Source organism: Hydrogenophilus islandicus, assembly GCF_054657095.1.
In genome coordinates this window covers 1-13,482 of sequence record NZ_BAAHXE010000001.1, presented here as the reverse complement: position 1 = coordinate 13,482, position 13,482 = coordinate 1, and the positions used below count along the sequence as shown (strand labels likewise).

Sequence of the window (13,482 nt, the reverse complement as noted above, 5' to 3'; positions counted from 1 at the left end):
TCGGAAAGTGCGAATTATCGCTGGGCTAACTCATTTCTGCAAGGGAGCAGATCGTGACAGGATTGACCTATCGAGATGCCGGGGTCGACATCGATGCCGGGAATAGGCTCGTTGATCGCATCAAGCCTTGGGCAGCAAAGACGATGCGCCCCGAGGTGATCGCCGGCATCGGGGGATTTGGCGCGCTCTTTGCCTTGGGACAGCGCTACCGTGATCCGGTTTTGGTTTCAGGGACCGACGGGGTGGGAACGAAATTAAAACTGGCGTTTCATTGGGATCGCCACGACACCATCGGTCAAGATTTGGTGGCGATGAGCGTCAATGATATCCTGGTCCAAGGGGCCGAGCCGCTCTTCTTTCTCGACTACTTCGCCTGTGGTCGGCTCGACGTCGGGGTTGCCGAGCGGGTGGTTGCCGGGATCGCTCGGGCGTGTGAAGCCTGCGGCTGCGCGTTGATCGGCGGGGAGACGGCGGAGATGCCCGATATGTACCCGGATGGCGAATATGACCTCGCGGGCTTTGCTGTTGGGGTGGTCGAGCGTGACCAGATCCTCGACGGCCGCACGGTCGCGCCGGGTGACGTCGTGCTCGGTTTGGCGAGTAGCGGGGCCCACTCGAACGGCTACTCGCTCATCCGGAAAATTTTGGCGCGCACGGGGCTCGGGGTCGATCCCGATGTCGATCGCGCCGTCGTGCTCGACGGGGTGCCGTTACGTGACGCGATCATGGCGCCGACGCGCCTCTACGTGAAGAGTGTTTTGGCCGCCCGTGCCGCCCATCCCGGTGCAATCAAGGCGCTTGCCCACATTACCGGTGGCGGCATCACCGAAAACCTCCCCCGCGTCCTCCCGGATGGGACCGCAGCAGCGATCGAGCGGGGGAGTTGGCGTTGGCCCGCGCTCTTTCAGTGGCTCCAGGAGCAAGGAAGCGTAGCAGACGACGAGATGCTGCGCGTCTTCAATTGCGGCATCGGCATGACCGTGATCATCGCCGCGGAGCATGCCGACGCGGTCGAGAAGGCGCTGTGCAGCGCCGGCGAGGAGGTCTATCGCATCGGCACGATCGTTCCTTCGGACACGGCACCTGCCGTTCGCTACGTGTAACCCTCGATGGTTGGTTGGGGAATTGCCGCAGTCGCCCTCTTGGCGACTGTCGGCGGGATGGGCGCACCCACACTCTCCATCGCCGGGTTCATTGCCTGGCTGATCGCCCCTTTGCTCTATCCGGCGCTCGATGCGCGGCAAAAACGGTACGTTGCGGCGCTTTTTACCCTCGGTCTCCTTTTGGCCGTGGGAGCGGAGCTCCAAGGCTATCGGGTGGCGTGGGAGCGGATGCTCACTCAGAATACGCTCCTCGTGGCGATGCTCGCCTGCGTCACCTTCCTCCAACTGGTCGCTCCCGCTCCTCCTCTCCTTCGTCACGAAAAGGAGGGCACCCCACCGTGGCGGCGGTTGCTCCACGCCGCAGTTGCGGTCCATCTGATCGGGGCGGTGATCAACCTCTCGATGGTGGTGATCACTGTTGAGCAGCTGGTTCGCCGCGCCCAGGGGCCGCTCCCCGAAGCGATGGCGCGGGCGATCGCGCGGGCCTTTCTCGCAGCGGCGCTCTGGTCGCCCTTCTTCGCTGCGATGGCGGTCGCACTCACCTACGCCCCCGGCGCGTCGCTCGCGGCAATCGCCCTCTACGGTGCACCTCTTGCGGCGCTGCTCATCGCACTCTCACTGGCCGAGATCCTTTGGCGGACGGAGCGCGAAAGGCTTCTCCACTTACCCGAATACCCCTTGACGCCGCGCCAGCTCCTTTTGCCGGTGGCGATGGCGCTGATCGTCGTCGGGTTGCGTGGGTGGCAACCTGCTTGGGCGATGCTCTCGGTCATCAATCTCGCTGCGCTCGGACTGCCGCTCACGGTGATTTTCGTGCGCTACTCGGCACGTGAGGGGCTCCATATTCTCAAGCAGCACATCACCCAACGCCTGCCGCTGATGCGTGGCGAACTGCTCCTCTTTCTTGCCGCAGGGCTCTTTTCGGTTGGGGTGGACGCCTGGCTGCCGCTCCTCAAGGGGCTCCTTCCCTTTTCCCGCTTCGATACCTTTGCCGCTGCCGTGACCTTGGCTGGGATGGTCCTTTTGGCGTCGTTGGGCATTCACGCGGTGATCACGATTACGCTCGTGAGTGCTTGGTTTGCGCCGCTTCACCCCGATCCGGTGATGCTGGCACTCATCTTCCTCGGGACATGGGCGATTGGCCTGGCGGTCAACCCGTTGGCGGGGGTTCATCTTCTGCTCGAGGCCCGTTTTGGCCTCTCGTCCGTGGCGCTCGCCCGGGGCAACTGGCGCTACGCGCTGCTGGGTTACCTTCTGATCGTCGCGGTGATCGCCTGGCGGGAGAGCCACTCGGTGGCTCTGTCGATCCAGTGAGGGTCGGTAGGATCGAGGATTGTCACCTGCCGCCAATTGCGGGCGAACTGCCGAAGCCAGGTGAGCTGGCGCTTCGCGAGTTGCCGCGTTGCGGTGATCGCTCGCGTCACCATCTCGTCGTAGCTGATCTCCCCTTCGAGGTAGTCCCACGCCTGGCGGTAGCCCACGGCGCGGATTGCAGGGTGGTCTGCGGTGAGTGTGGGCCGCGTCCGCAGCCGCTCCACCTCTTCAAGAAAACCCTGCGTGAGCATCTGGTGAAAGCGGTCAGCGATTCGCTGGTGGAGCCACGTGCGGTCGCTCGGGATGAGGGCCAGAACGGCAAGCCGATCTGATTGCGCGGCCGATTCCTGGCGGGCGAGCGTCTCGGCCAGGGGCACACCGGTAGTCAAGACTACCTCGAGCGCACGCTGGATCCGTTGCCGGTCGTTGGGCGAGAGGCGCGCGGCGGTCGCGGGGTCGAGCGAGGCGAGCCACGCGTGGAGCTGCGGCCACCCCTCCTCGGCGGCACGGGCGTCGATTTTGGCCCGCAATGCCGGGTCAGCCGGGGGAAGCGACGCCAGCCCCTCGTGGAACGCTTTGGCGTAGAGCATCGTGCCGCCCACAAAGAGGGGAAGACGGCCCCCCGCGGTGATTACCGCCGCTGCATCTTCGGCGTCGCGCACGAACCGTCCTGCGGTATAGACCTCCTCGGGCTCGATGAGGTCGATCAGGTGGTGGGGGCAGCGCGCCCGCTCCTCGGTCGTTGGCTTTGCAGTCCCGATGTCCATCCCGCGGTAGACGAGCGCCGAATCGACACTCACCACCTCGAGCGCAAAACGTTCGCTCAGCGCCAACGCCAAAGCCGTTTTGCCGCTTGCCGTCGGGCCGAGAATCGCAGGGAGGGGGAAGGGAGGAAGCTGATCCGTCACGAGCAGAATGGTAGCCGAATTACCGCTCTATTGCCGCAACCGCGTGCAAGAAACGCTCGGCCCACGAGAGGCCATCGGCAAAAAGGTTTTGAAGCGCCTCACCGATGGCTGGGTAGAGTGCCCAGAGGGTCAGGAAACCGATCGTGATCGTGATGGGAAAACCGATCGCGAAAATATTGAGTTGCGGCGCGGTTCGGGTCAGAAACCCGAGTGCCACGTTGGTCAGGAGCAGCGCAACGGTTGCCGGGAGTGCCACCATGAACGCGGTGGTAAAGAGGATCGCCGGAAGGGCGATCGCAATCCGCCATCCCTCTTGCCACGACCAGATCGCTCCCCCCATCGGCGGGAGCCACTCAAAACTGCGCGCCAACGCGAGGATCAACATCAGGTGGCCATCGAGCGCCAAGAAGAGGAGCGAAGCAAAGACGCCGATGAACTCGTTGAGGACAGGGGTCTGGGTGCCGCTCGTTGGGCTGAAAAAGGTGGCAAATGAGAGCCCCATCTGAAAACCGACCAATGATGCAGCAAGGTCGATCGCAGCGAAGACGACGCGCAGCAAAAAACCGATCGTCGCACCGATGAGGATTTCGCTCACCACGGCGGGTAGCATCGCCCAAGAACCGATCGGAAGCGGCTCACGCGGGGAAGACAACGTCGGTGCAATCACCAAAGTGAGTGCCACAGCAACGACCAGGCGAATCCGCGCCGGAACTGCGCGGTTGGAAAAGAGCGGCGCGGTTGTGACGAGCGCCGCGAGCCGAAAGAGCGGCAGGAGATAGATCGTCAACCACTCTGCCCATTGTGCGCTCGTAATCGTTAGCATCGCTTGGCGTCAGAGGGCAAATGGGGTTAGGGTGCCGCAGGGCTTGGGGTTCTGGTCATGAGAGGAGGAGCGGCAATTGGGTCATGAGACGGGTCATGAAATCGGTAATCGTCTGCCCCATCCACGGACCCATTACGATGAGGGTGACCACCACGGCGACAAACTTGGGGATGAAGGTGAGGGTCATCTCGTTGATCTGCGTCGCTGCTTGAAAGATACTCACGATAAGCCCCGTGACGAGCGCGGCGAGGAAGGGGGGGGCTGAGAGGAGCAGCGTTGTGATCACTGCGTCGCGAGCGAGGTCAAAGAGTGCGGCGTGCATCGTCGTTCTCCGTCAAAGGCCAAAACTGCGCACAAGGGAACTGACCAAGAGGGTCCAGCCATCGACCAACACGAAGACGAGGAGTTTGAACGGCAGCGCCACCAGAATCGGCGAGACCATCATCATCCCCATTGACATCAAGACCGACGCGACGATCATGTCGATGATGAGGAACGGGAGAAAGATCACAAAACCGATCTGGAACGCGGTCTTCAATTCCGAAGTGAGGTAGGCGGGGACGATCACCCGCAGCGGCAGCTCTTGCGGTTTGGTCACCGGCGGCGTCTGGGCGAGGTCGGCAAAGAGGCGGAGATCATTTTCCCGGACCTGCTGCAGCATAAACCCCTTGAGCGGTTCGGCCGCCTTGGCCGCCGCGGCTTCGAATGCGAGCTGATCGTTCTGGTAGGGAAGCCACGCCTCCTGGTAGATACGGTCGAATACGGGTGCCATGATGAAAAAGGTGAGAAAGAGGGCAATCCCGATAAGGACCTGGTTGGGAGGGGAGGTTTGCGTCCCCAGCGCCATCCGTAGCAGCGACAACACAATGATGATGCGGGTGAAACTCGTCATCATCAAGAGCGCCGCGGGCAGGAACGTGAGCGCGGTGAGGAGCAGAAGCGTCTGGACGTTGAGCGAGTAGCTCGACGCCCCCCCTGGCTGCGGGGTGACCGTCGCAAGCGGGATCCCCTGTTGGGCAAAGAGGTCAGGGCTCATCATGAGGAGTGCCCCGCCGAATACCCCAACAATCATCCACCATTTTCGCTGACGGGGTTGGGCGTTGCTGTTGCGGTTACGCCCGGCGTTAGCGTGCGGAAGCGATCGCGTCGTCATCGGTGATGCTGCTCCTCAGCGGAGTTCTCTTCCGGTGGTTCAGCGCGTTGTGAAGCACCTTTTTGCTCTGCCAGCGTCTGGGCGAAACTCTTCTGCCAAAGGGGGGTGATCCCCTGGGGCGAGACGCCGATCAGCACCTTCTCCCCTTCCACTTCAAGGAGCACCACCCGCTCTCGGGTCCCGACCGCAACCGCGGTGACCACGCGCAGTTGCCGGTTGGCGCTCACGAGCGCCGGGCGCCGCCGCAGCCATTGACCCACACCCCACGCGCCCAGCGCCAGGATGACCAGAACAACGAGCAGTCGCCAGAGGGGTTCGTATTGAGCCCAGTCCATCGTGACCTCTCCTTTTGCCCTATTGTCGCCGAAAAGGGGGAGCGCTTGGGGAGGAAAAATGGGAAGAAAAGCGGTCAATTCCGCGCGTTGCGCAGCTTGACCGTTTTGTGCGACAATCAAAAAACCGAATTGGGGGAAGCAATCGATGGCAGTTGAGCTCTTCAACGATGGCAACCACGTCGTGCTCGGGTTCTACGATCTGGTCGACGAGGCGCGCAACCATGCCGTGCAGTGCAACCAGTTTTTGGTGATCGACGCCCACCACGCGGCGCTCTTCGACCCGGGCGGCAACATGACCCACACGGGGCTTCTGATGGGGATGTCCAAGTATTGTCGCCCCCAGGAGATCGACTACCTCTTTGCCTCGCACGCCGACCCCGACATCATCGCGTCGGTGAATAAATGGCTCATCGCTTCCCATGCGAAGGTCTATATTTCGAACTTGTGGACCCGTTTCGTGCCCCATTTCACCACCGGCAAAGATTATTCGGACCGTATTCTCGGCATTCCCGACGAGGGGATGCGCATTCCATTGGGACACCACGAAATCATCGCGCTTCCGGCCCACTTCATGCACGCCGAAGGGAATTTCCAGTTCTACGACCCGGTAGCCAAAATCCTCTTTTCCGGCGACTTGGGCGTATCGATCGTCGATCACGAAACGGCGGCGCAACCGGTGCGCGACTTCGACGCCCATATCCCCAAAATGGCAGCCTTCCACCGCCGCTACATGGTTTCCCAAAAGATCCTGCGCTACTGGGCCAACATGGCGCGGTCGCTCGAGATCGAGATGATCGTCCCGCAGCACGGCCAACGTTTTGAAGGCAAAGCGATGGTCCAGCGCTTCATCGACTGGGTCGAGTCGTTCCCCTGCGGGATCGACCTGATGACGCAGGAGAACTACCGCGTTCCGCGCTAAGCACCCGGATCACGGAAGCGAGCGGATCCGCTCGAGGTAGCGATCGTTGTTGGGCATCTGCCCAGCCCGTTGCGCTTCAAAAAGCGTCACCCCCAGCGCTTCGACCAGATCGTGGAGCGCCTCATGAACGTCCCCCCGCTTGCGTGCGCGGGCGGCAAAGAGCGCCTTGATCCCTGGGGGTTGGTCAATCATCAGCTGCTCGGCGACCGCCAAATGGAGGGTCAGATGGAGGAAGGGATTGACCCCGCCATCCTCCGGCGTGTAGTCGCGAAAGAGCGCCTCTTCGTCTTCAAAGAGAGGAAAGTACTCCGGGTGCAGCGCAATCACCTCGGCCGCAACCACCTGCATCGGCTCGAGCGGTAGTCCTGCTCGCCACCGGCGGTAACTCTCGGCAAGAAAACGGCGAACGTCGTCACGGGAGGGTTGAAAGAGCATGATGCCTCCGTTTTTCCGGATAGTGACAGAGGTCCGCAACCAAACACGTGTCACAGCGGGGCTTGCGCGCGGTGCAGGTGTAGCGGCCGTGCAGAATCAGCCAATGGTGGGCGTGGCGACGGTAGGGTTGCGGGACACGTGCAAGGAGCATCTCCTCCACTTCACGGACACTCTTCCCCGGCGCTAAACCCATCCGGTTGCTCACCCGAAAGATGTGGGTGTCGACGGCGATCGTCTCTTCGCCAAAAAGGGTGTTCAGCACGACATTGGCCGTCTTCCTCCCTACGCCAGGGAGACTCTCAAGATAGGCGCGGTCGTTGGGTACCGCTCCCTGGTGGTCGCGGCAGAGCCGCTCGGCAAGCGCTTTGAGGTGACGCGCTTTACTGCGGAAGAGCCCGGTTTGGCGGATGTGGCGCGCGATCTCCTCCTCGGGGAGTTCCGCCATCGTGCACGCGTCAGGAGCAACGGCAAAAAGGGTGCGCGTGGCGTCATTGACGCGCTGATCGGTCGTCTGGGCCGAGAGCACCACCGCGGCGAGCAGCTGGAAAGGGGTCTCATAGCGAAGTTCTGTGGTCGGTTGTGGATTGGCCGCTTGCCAACGGGCGAATGCCGCGGTGATCTCCGCTTCGGACATGAGCTGGTGACTCATGGTAGATTCTCGCTCGCAGCGGGCGCAAGCGGTGATCCTCCCGCACTTCGGGCCTGCGCTTTCTGTCGCTTTTTATGCCCCGCGGTGAGCGCATTGTGGATCGCCACGAGAAAACCGAGGACGACAAAAGCACCCGGGGGCAGCATCGCCAGCAGGAATCCCCGGCTCTCTTCGCCCAAAAGGGTAATCGCCGACCAGGAAGGGACAATCCATTCGATGCCGGCAAAGAGTGTTCCTTGGCCAAGCATCTCACGCACCGCACCAATCAGCCCCAAGACCCAAACCAGTCCCAGCCCCATCATCAGCGCGTCCATCAAGGCGAAACTGGAGCGATTTTTCGCCGCAAACGCCTCAACCCGCGCCAGCACAATACAGTTCGTGACAATGAGCGGGACAAAGATCCCCAGAACGAGATAGAGCGAGTGGAGATAGGCGTTCATCAGGAGGTCGACCACCGTCACGAGCCCAGCGATCACCAAGACAAAAACTGGGATGCGGATCTCGCGCGGGATCACAGGGCGCAACAGGGCAACGGCACCGCTGGCTACCATCATCACGAGGACGGTCGCAAGACCCAGGCTCACGGCGTTGACAAAGCTCGTACTCACAGCAAGTGTCGGGCAGAGACCCAGCAACTGCACGAGCGCAGGGTTTTGCTTCCACAGACCATTGACGCTCAGTTCTTGGAAAGGCGGTTCTGGGTTGTTCATTCTTTTTGCTCCCTAAGCGGTTTACGGCATCCCTTGCGCCAACGCCGCAAGCTCGGCAAAAGCGCGGTGGGCCGTGCGTGCGCCCCGTTCGATCGCCGCGGTTGCTGCGCGGGCGCTGATCGTTGCACCGGCGTGGGCGTCGATGAAACCGCCATCCTTTTTGACCCGCCACGGTGAGGAGTGGTTCGCAACGGCCCAGCCAGAAAACTGCGCGATCCATGGGTGCGCTCGATTGCGGTCGCGCGCCGGATCGATGTAGTCTCCGAGTCCCGGCGTCTCATGGTGCTGCGTCACCCGTGCCCCGACCAGTTCGCCTTGGGCGTTTACGGCGACAATCACGACCACATCTCCCCCATACCCCTGCCGGCTGCGCGCAGGGACGATCACCAATTGAGGCTTCTCCGCACGAAAAACGGCATACCCTTTCGCCTCAGGCGCGACATCGAGCTCCCGTTGAATCGGCTCGGGGAGGGGGAACGGGCGGATCGCCTCTTCGTCCAGTGGAGGAGGAACGAGCTCTTTCACCAGGCGCAACTCTTCGCGCTTCACCGCCTCGTTGATCGGATCACGGGTGAGGTGGTAAGCGCCACTCATGAGGAGCGTAAAGACGAGGGCAAAAGCGCCAAGAGTGAGCGACGAGCGAACGACCGCTTGGGTGATCGAGGGCTGCTGAGGATCGTTCATCGTCTCTTCCCAAAAACAGCCGGTTGCGTCTTGAGCTCAATCCAGGGTGCAGCGAGATTCATCAGCAGCACCGCGAAAGCGACGCCATCGGGAAACTGTCCAAAGTGGCGGATCAAAAAGACGAGGAGGGCTGCACCGGCAGCGAACACCCACTGCCCGCGCGGGGTGACGACACCACTCACCGGATCGGTGATGATGAAGAAGGCAGCAAGCATCGTACTATAGGCAAAAAGATGGACCCAGGGGGGGGCGAAGCGATCGGGAACGAGCCACCACGCGATCGTGGTGAGCAGTGTCAACGTCCCCAGAAACGCGAAGGGGAGCCGGGCGGGAATGACACTCCGCCAAACGAGCACGAGGCCGCCGACAAGAAATGCCAACGCAACCCATTCGTAGCCCGCTCCGGAGAGGTGGCCCAAGGGTGCTCCGCCTTGCAGCACCTCCCCGATGGCTGTGCCGCTACGGGTCGCGGTGCGGAGCGTATCCAGCACGGTTGCCCCAGCGAGCGCGTCGGGTTCGGGGTTGCCGAGGAAACTCTGCCACTGTGCGGCAACCGACGTCGTCGGTGTCGGCCAGCGGGAAAGCTCGGCAGGAAACGAGACGATCAGCGCGGCAAACGCCACCATCGCCGGATTGAACGGGTTTTGGCCAATTCCGCCGTAGAGCTGCTTCGCACCACCGATCGCGATCACGACCCCCAGCACGGTCAGCCACCAGGGAACCGTCGGAGGGAGCGAGAGGACCAGGAGCCACGCGGTGACCACGGCGGAGAGGTCGGTTACTGCCGGAACCACAGGCCGCCGGCGTAGCGCCAGGATCGTCCCTTCCAGTACGAGTGCAGTGATCGACGCGAGGAGCAGTTGGGCGAGCACCAGCGGACCAAAGAGGGCGACGAATGTCGCGACCGCAGGAAGCAGCGCGAGCAAAACCCAACCCATCACACGGGTTACGCTTGCCGGCGCGCGCCAATAGGGGGCGGTGATCATTCGGTCTCCTCCCCTGAATCAACTGCACCCCGTTTCGTCCTTGCGCGTGCCAATGCCGCCGCAACGAGCGCCTTTTTCCGCTCGGCCTCAGCTGAGGGTGCGACATCCCCGGAGACGGTCTGAGCTTCCTCTCCTTCGGAAAGCATCGCAGCGCCACGATCCTCTTCCGTTTCCAGTTTGCGTCTGGTCTCTGCCGCTTTGGCTGCAGCGCGAGCCGCCTTTTCCATCTTCTCTCGTTCCAATCGGAAGTTGCGAAACTCAAAGCGCGCTTTCGCCTGCTGGGATTTCTGTTTCTCCCGTTCGCGTTCCCCAATCTCGCTTTTGGCGTAACGGTAATAATCGACCAGCGGGATGTGGGCAGGGCAGACGTAAGCACAACACCCGCACTCAATACAGTCGAAGAGATGAAACGCCTGGGCTTTGTCAAACTGATTGGCCCGTGCGAACCAGTAAAGCGCCATCGGTTCCAGTCGTGCCGGACAGACTGGGGCGCAAGCGCCGCACCGGATACACGGCTGCTCTGGGGGGGGTGGGGGAAAGAGGGTAGGGGAAGCTGCGATGATGCAGTTGCTCCCCTTGAGGATCGGCGCGTCGAGATCGGGAATCGCAAAACCGGTCATCGGGCCACCCAACAGGTAGCGGTCGACGTCGGGAGTGGGGCGCATCTCGTCGATCAGTTCGGCAATCGGATGGCCAATGCGGACCCATCGGTTACCCGGGTCTGCGGCGGCCCCGGTGAGCGTGACGACGCGTTCGATGAGCGGTTCACCCCGCTGAATCGCCCGATGGGCTGCGCGTGCGGTGCCGACATTGAAGACCAGCACGCCAAACTCAGCAGAGAGGCGGCCATAGGGAACCTCGATTCCCGTGAGTCGTGCGATCAACTGCTTCTCTCCACCCGCCGGGTAGATCGTGGGAATCGCCACCACGGTGACCGAGCTCGCTTCGGCGGCTTGCCGCATCGCGGCAATCGCTTCGGGCTTGTTCTCTTCGATCGCAATCACTACTTCGTCGGCATGAACAGCGGCGGCAAGAACCAACGCGCCAGCGACAATCTCGCCGGGGTGTTCGCGCATCAACCGATCATCGCAGGTGATCCACGGCTCGCACTCGGCACCGTTGATGACCAATGTCCGTGCTGGGCCGGAGGCGACCTTCACGTGGGTCGGAAACGCAGCACCCCCCATTCCGGCTAGGCCCATGCTTTGGAGGAAAGCGCGGACCGCATCGGTGTCGTCTGCAGCACCGCGGTAGGGATTTGGCTCATGCGTCTCATCTTTTCCGTCAGGTTCGATCAGGTAGGCTAACGCGGGTAACCCGGAAACGTGGGTCATCGGGTAGTGCCCCAAATCACGGATGACCCCAGAGGTCGGCGCATGAACCGCGATACCGAATGGATCCTCGGGGTCACCGATCTTTTCCCCCTTGCGCACGTATGCACCCACTGCCGCGAGCGGACGAGCAGTCGAACGGGGGTGGGTGACAAGCGGCACGACGTAGTGCGAAGCAAGGGGTACGGTCCGCAGGGGAATTTCCGACGACTCTTTTTTATGGTAGTCGGGGAAAGCGATGCCCCCATCGATCGGGTAGAGTCGCCGATGGGCGATAGGGTCGTAGCGCTCGTGGCCAGCGGCGTGGAGCATCGCAGCGAAAAAGCGTCTCATAGCGTCTCCCGCTCATGCTGGGGTGTTTCGCTTTCAGCCACTGCCAACGAAGCTCCTCTACTTGCGGCCCTGAGATCGACCGTCTGGAAAGGGGCCAGTCGTGTCTCGTCTTGGGTCGGTTTCGGCCACTTCCAGGTTGCAAGCGTTTGCGGAATCGGCTCCATCGTGATGCAGTCGACAGGGCAGGGGGCGACACACAACTCGCACCCTGTGCAGAGGGAGTCGATCACCGTATGCATCTGCTTCGCTGCCCCAACAATCGCGTCGACCGGGCAGGCCTGGATACAAAGTGTACACCCAATGCAACGGCTTTCGTCGATAACCGCCACCGATTTGGGCTTTTCTGCCGCCTCTTCCTGCTCAAGCGGTTTAAATTCTCGTCCAAGGAGGTCAGCGAGTCGGCGGACACCCTCTTCCCCCCCTGGTGGGCAACGGTTGATATCGGCTTCCCCTTTGGCAATCGCTTCCGCATAAGGGCGGCAGCCGGGATAGCCGCACTGGCCGCACTGCGTTTGCGGCAAAATGGCGTCAATTTGATCGACGATCGGATCGCCTTCGACGCGAAAGCGGACGCTCGCCCAACCGAGGATCACCCCAAGAAGGAGAGCGATCCCCCCCATCACCCCAAGCGCTGCGACCATTTTTCTGTCCTCTGATGACCCTCAGCGGTCTAGCCCGGCAAAGCCCATGAACGCCAAACTCATGATTCCCGCGGTGATCAGCGCGATCGCTGCCCCACGAAAGGGCGTGGGAACGTCTGCTCCATCAAGCCGTTCGCGAATTCCGGCAAAGAGCACCATCACCAACGTGAAACCAGCGGCCGATGCCGCGCCGAAGAGCAATGACTCAAAGAAATCGTACTTGCCGGCAACTGCCAAAAGCGGCACCCCCAGCACGGCGCAATTGGTCGTGATGAGCGGTAGATAGATGCCAAGAACCTGGTGGAGCAATGGACTCGTCTTCTGGATCACCGCTTCAGTAAATTGCACGATCGCAGCAATCACAACGATGAACGAGAGCGTGCGCAAATACTGAAGATCAAGGGGTACGAGGAGATAATTTTCAATTAACGCACTGCACCCTGACGCCAGCGTCAACACAAAGAGAGTCGCCAACCCCATCCCCACCGAGGTGTCTACCTTTTTCGAGACCCCCATGAACGGACAAAGGCCAAGGATGCGCACCAACACGACGTTATTCACGAGCGCCGCGCCAATCACAAGCAGCACGTAATTCGCCATCATCGACTCCAGCCCGGGCTTCATCCATGCCGATTATCCTCCGGCCGCGCCTGCAATTCAACCGTTATACCCGTGCGGCATTCCCAACGGTGCTTCATGGGCATAAACAGCTGGCCATGCCTTCTGGAGGAGTCGGGCTGTCACTCAGAGGTTGTTTTTGTCGCTGGTCGGTGTGCAGTCGTTGCGCTGCAAGCGGTGGAGCACCCAAGGAAATGCGCCGGAGCCAGCAAAAGCGATCGCACTGACAACCAGTGCCAGAACCCCTCCCTCGCCGTCGAGCCAAGGGGCCCATGGGGCAAAGAGGCCGAACCCGGCAGCAAGAGCCGCCAGAGCACAGAGCGCCGCGGCAAAAAAGAGCAGACGAGCAGACCAAGGCATCTTTGATCCAGACAAGAGCGTTAGCGGTTGATGATGATACCGCGAAGCCCCCTTGACTGCGCTCTTTTTGCTCTGTATCATCGCGCCTTCCTCTGCTGCGCCGGTGCTGAGAAGTGGCGTGGCGGTGCGGTGGGGGTTGACGTGGGTTGATTGGATTTGTTAGACTTTCGTTTCTGCGGT

Annotated in this window: 17 protein-coding genes; 3 read left to right on the top strand and 14 right to left on the bottom strand. The window is 61.7% G+C overall.

Going from position 1 to position 13,482, the window contains the following annotated elements:
* Positions 1–50: 50 nt before the first annotated feature.
* Positions 51–1,103, top strand: a complete 1,053-nt coding sequence (purM, locus tag ACYQ6T_RS00085; protein ID WP_459826525.1) for a phosphoribosylformylglycinamidine cyclo-ligase — start codon at positions 51–53, stop codon at positions 1,101–1,103.
* A gap of 6 nt (positions 1,104–1,109) precedes the next feature.
* Positions 1,110–2,417, top strand: coding sequence for a hypothetical protein (locus ACYQ6T_RS00080; RefSeq protein WP_459826230.1), 1,308 nt, complete (start codon positions 1,110–1,112; stop codon positions 2,415–2,417).
* On the opposite strand, the gene miaA is transcribed toward ACYQ6T_RS00080, so the two are convergent.
* The 5 genes from miaA to ACYQ6T_RS00055 all read right to left on the bottom strand — a co-directional run bounded on the left by miaA (position 2,351) and on the right by ACYQ6T_RS00055 (position 5,636).
* Positions 2,351–3,325 carry a tRNA (adenosine(37)-N6)-dimethylallyltransferase MiaA gene (gene miaA / locus ACYQ6T_RS00075; RefSeq protein WP_459826228.1) on the bottom strand — a complete coding sequence of 325 codons (975 nt, stop codon included), beginning with the start codon at positions 3,323–3,325 and terminating at the stop codon, positions 2,351–2,353. The two genes, ACYQ6T_RS00080 and miaA, sit on opposite strands and share 67 nt — an antisense overlap.
* Positions 3,326–3,344: 19 nt before the next feature.
* Positions 3,345–4,148 (bottom strand): flagellar biosynthetic protein FliR, encoded by an 804-nt coding sequence (fliR, locus tag ACYQ6T_RS00070; protein WP_459826226.1) that lies wholly within the window; start codon positions 4,146–4,148, stop codon positions 3,345–3,347.
* Between the two features lie 55 nt (positions 4,149–4,203).
* Positions 4,204–4,470 carry a flagellar biosynthesis protein FliQ gene (gene fliQ, locus ACYQ6T_RS00065; protein WP_459826224.1) on the bottom strand — a complete coding sequence of 89 codons (267 nt, stop codon included), beginning with the start codon at positions 4,468–4,470 and terminating at the stop codon, positions 4,204–4,206.
* A gap of 12 nt (positions 4,471–4,482) precedes the next feature.
* The gene (gene fliP, locus ACYQ6T_RS00060; RefSeq protein ID WP_459826523.1) at positions 4,483–5,220 is read right to left on the bottom strand and encodes a flagellar type III secretion system pore protein FliP; all 738 of its coding nucleotides are present in this window, start codon (positions 5,218–5,220) and stop codon (positions 4,483–4,485) included.
* 77 nt (positions 5,221–5,297) lie between these two features.
* Positions 5,298–5,636, bottom strand: a complete 339-nt coding sequence (locus ACYQ6T_RS00055) for a FliO/MopB family protein (RefSeq protein WP_459826222.1) — start codon at positions 5,634–5,636, stop codon at positions 5,298–5,300.
* 145 nt (positions 5,637–5,781) lie between these two features.
* Here ACYQ6T_RS00055 and ACYQ6T_RS00050 point away from each other — a divergent pair, with 145 nt between their 5' ends.
* Positions 5,782–6,555, top strand: coding sequence for an oxygen-binding di-iron domain-containing protein (locus ACYQ6T_RS00050; protein WP_459826220.1), 774 nt, complete (start codon positions 5,782–5,784; stop codon positions 6,553–6,555).
* Between the two features lie 9 nt (positions 6,556–6,564).
* Here ACYQ6T_RS00050 and ACYQ6T_RS00045 read toward each other — a convergent pair whose 3' ends face one another.
* The 9 genes from ACYQ6T_RS00045 to ACYQ6T_RS00005 all read right to left on the bottom strand — a co-directional run bounded on the left by ACYQ6T_RS00045 (position 6,565) and on the right by ACYQ6T_RS00005 (position 13,302).
* On the bottom strand, positions 6,565–6,990 hold the full coding sequence (locus ACYQ6T_RS00045; RefSeq protein WP_459826218.1) for a DUF1841 family protein: 426 nt from the start codon (positions 6,988–6,990) through the stop codon (positions 6,565–6,567).
* Complete coding sequence (nth, locus tag ACYQ6T_RS00040; RefSeq protein ID WP_459826216.1) at positions 6,968–7,639, bottom strand: endonuclease III; 672 nt, start codon at positions 7,637–7,639, stop codon at positions 6,968–6,970. The genes ACYQ6T_RS00045 and nth overlap by 23 nt, the downstream gene beginning before the upstream one ends.
* Positions 7,636–8,349, bottom strand: coding sequence for an electron transport complex subunit RsxE (gene rsxE, locus ACYQ6T_RS00035; RefSeq protein ID WP_459826214.1), 714 nt, complete (start codon positions 8,347–8,349; stop codon positions 7,636–7,638). The genes nth and rsxE overlap by 4 nt, the downstream gene beginning before the upstream one ends.
* A gap of 21 nt (positions 8,350–8,370) precedes the next feature.
* A complete protein-coding gene (locus tag ACYQ6T_RS00030; protein ID WP_459826212.1) occupies positions 8,371–9,033 on the bottom strand; it encodes an RnfABCDGE type electron transport complex subunit G in 663 nt (220 codons plus the stop codon).
* Positions 9,030–10,019: an RnfABCDGE type electron transport complex subunit D gene (locus tag ACYQ6T_RS00025; protein WP_459826210.1), complete on the bottom strand. Its 990-nt coding sequence runs from the start codon at positions 10,017–10,019 to the stop codon at positions 9,030–9,032. Before ACYQ6T_RS00025 ends, ACYQ6T_RS00030 begins: the two co-directional genes overlap by 4 nt.
* Complete coding sequence (gene rsxC, locus ACYQ6T_RS00020) at positions 10,016–11,683, bottom strand: electron transport complex subunit RsxC (protein WP_459826208.1); 1,668 nt, start codon at positions 11,681–11,683, stop codon at positions 10,016–10,018. The genes ACYQ6T_RS00025 and rsxC overlap by 4 nt, the downstream gene beginning before the upstream one ends.
* Positions 11,680–12,324, bottom strand: a complete 645-nt coding sequence (gene rsxB, locus ACYQ6T_RS00015; RefSeq protein WP_459826206.1) for an electron transport complex subunit RsxB — start codon at positions 12,322–12,324, stop codon at positions 11,680–11,682. The genes rsxC and rsxB overlap by 4 nt, the downstream gene beginning before the upstream one ends.
* Positions 12,325–12,345: 21 nt before the next feature.
* Positions 12,346–12,924, bottom strand: coding sequence for an electron transport complex subunit RsxA (gene rsxA / locus ACYQ6T_RS00010; RefSeq protein WP_459826521.1), 579 nt, complete (start codon positions 12,922–12,924; stop codon positions 12,346–12,348).
* 144 nt (positions 12,925–13,068) lie between these two features.
* On the bottom strand, positions 13,069–13,302 hold the full coding sequence (locus tag ACYQ6T_RS00005) for a hypothetical protein (protein ID WP_459826204.1): 234 nt from the start codon (positions 13,300–13,302) through the stop codon (positions 13,069–13,071).
* Positions 13,303–13,482: the final 180 nt, after the last annotated feature.

Bases quoted from the DNA above. Each gene is read 5' to 3' on its own strand.
- ACYQ6T_RS00080 (WP_459826230.1), top strand. From the start codon at position 1,110: ATGGTTGGTTGGGGAATTGCCGCAGTCGCCCTCTTGGCGACTGTCGGC.
- fliR (WP_459826226.1), bottom strand. From the start codon at position 4,148: ATGCTAACGATTACGAGCGCACAATGGGCAGAGTGGTTGACGATCTAT.
- fliQ (WP_459826224.1), bottom strand. From the start codon at position 4,470: ATGCACGCCGCACTCTTTGACCTCGCTCGCGACGCAGTGATCACAACG.
- fliP (WP_459826523.1), bottom strand. From the start codon at position 5,220: ATGATTGTTGGGGTATTCGGCGGGGCACTCCTCATGATGAGCCCTGAC.
- ACYQ6T_RS00055 (WP_459826222.1), bottom strand. From the start codon at position 5,636: ATGGACTGGGCTCAATACGAACCCCTCTGGCGACTGCTCGTTGTTCTG.
- ACYQ6T_RS00050 (WP_459826220.1), top strand. From the start codon at position 5,782: ATGGCAGTTGAGCTCTTCAACGATGGCAACCACGTCGTGCTCGGGTTC.
- ACYQ6T_RS00045 (WP_459826218.1), bottom strand. From the start codon at position 6,990: ATGCTCTTTCAACCCTCCCGTGACGACGTTCGCCGTTTTCTTGCCGAG.
- nth (WP_459826216.1), bottom strand. From the start codon at position 7,639: ATGAGTCACCAGCTCATGTCCGAAGCGGAGATCACCGCGGCATTCGCC.
- rsxE (WP_459826214.1), bottom strand. From the start codon at position 8,349: ATGAACAACCCAGAACCGCCTTTCCAAGAACTGAGCGTCAATGGTCTG.
- ACYQ6T_RS00030 (WP_459826212.1), bottom strand. From the start codon at position 9,033: ATGAACGATCCTCAGCAGCCCTCGATCACCCAAGCGGTCGTTCGCTCG.
- ACYQ6T_RS00025 (WP_459826210.1), bottom strand. From the start codon at position 10,019: ATGATCACCGCCCCCTATTGGCGCGCGCCGGCAAGCGTAACCCGTGTG.
- rsxC (WP_459826208.1), bottom strand. From the start codon at position 11,683: ATGAGACGCTTTTTCGCTGCGATGCTCCACGCCGCTGGCCACGAGCGC.
- rsxB (WP_459826206.1), bottom strand. From the start codon at position 12,324: ATGGTCGCAGCGCTTGGGGTGATGGGGGGGATCGCTCTCCTTCTTGGG.
- rsxA (WP_459826521.1), bottom strand. From the start codon at position 12,924: ATGGCGAATTACGTGCTGCTTGTGATTGGCGCGGCGCTCGTGAATAAC.
- ACYQ6T_RS00005 (WP_459826204.1), bottom strand. From the start codon at position 13,302: ATGCCTTGGTCTGCTCGTCTGCTCTTTTTTGCCGCGGCGCTCTGTGCT.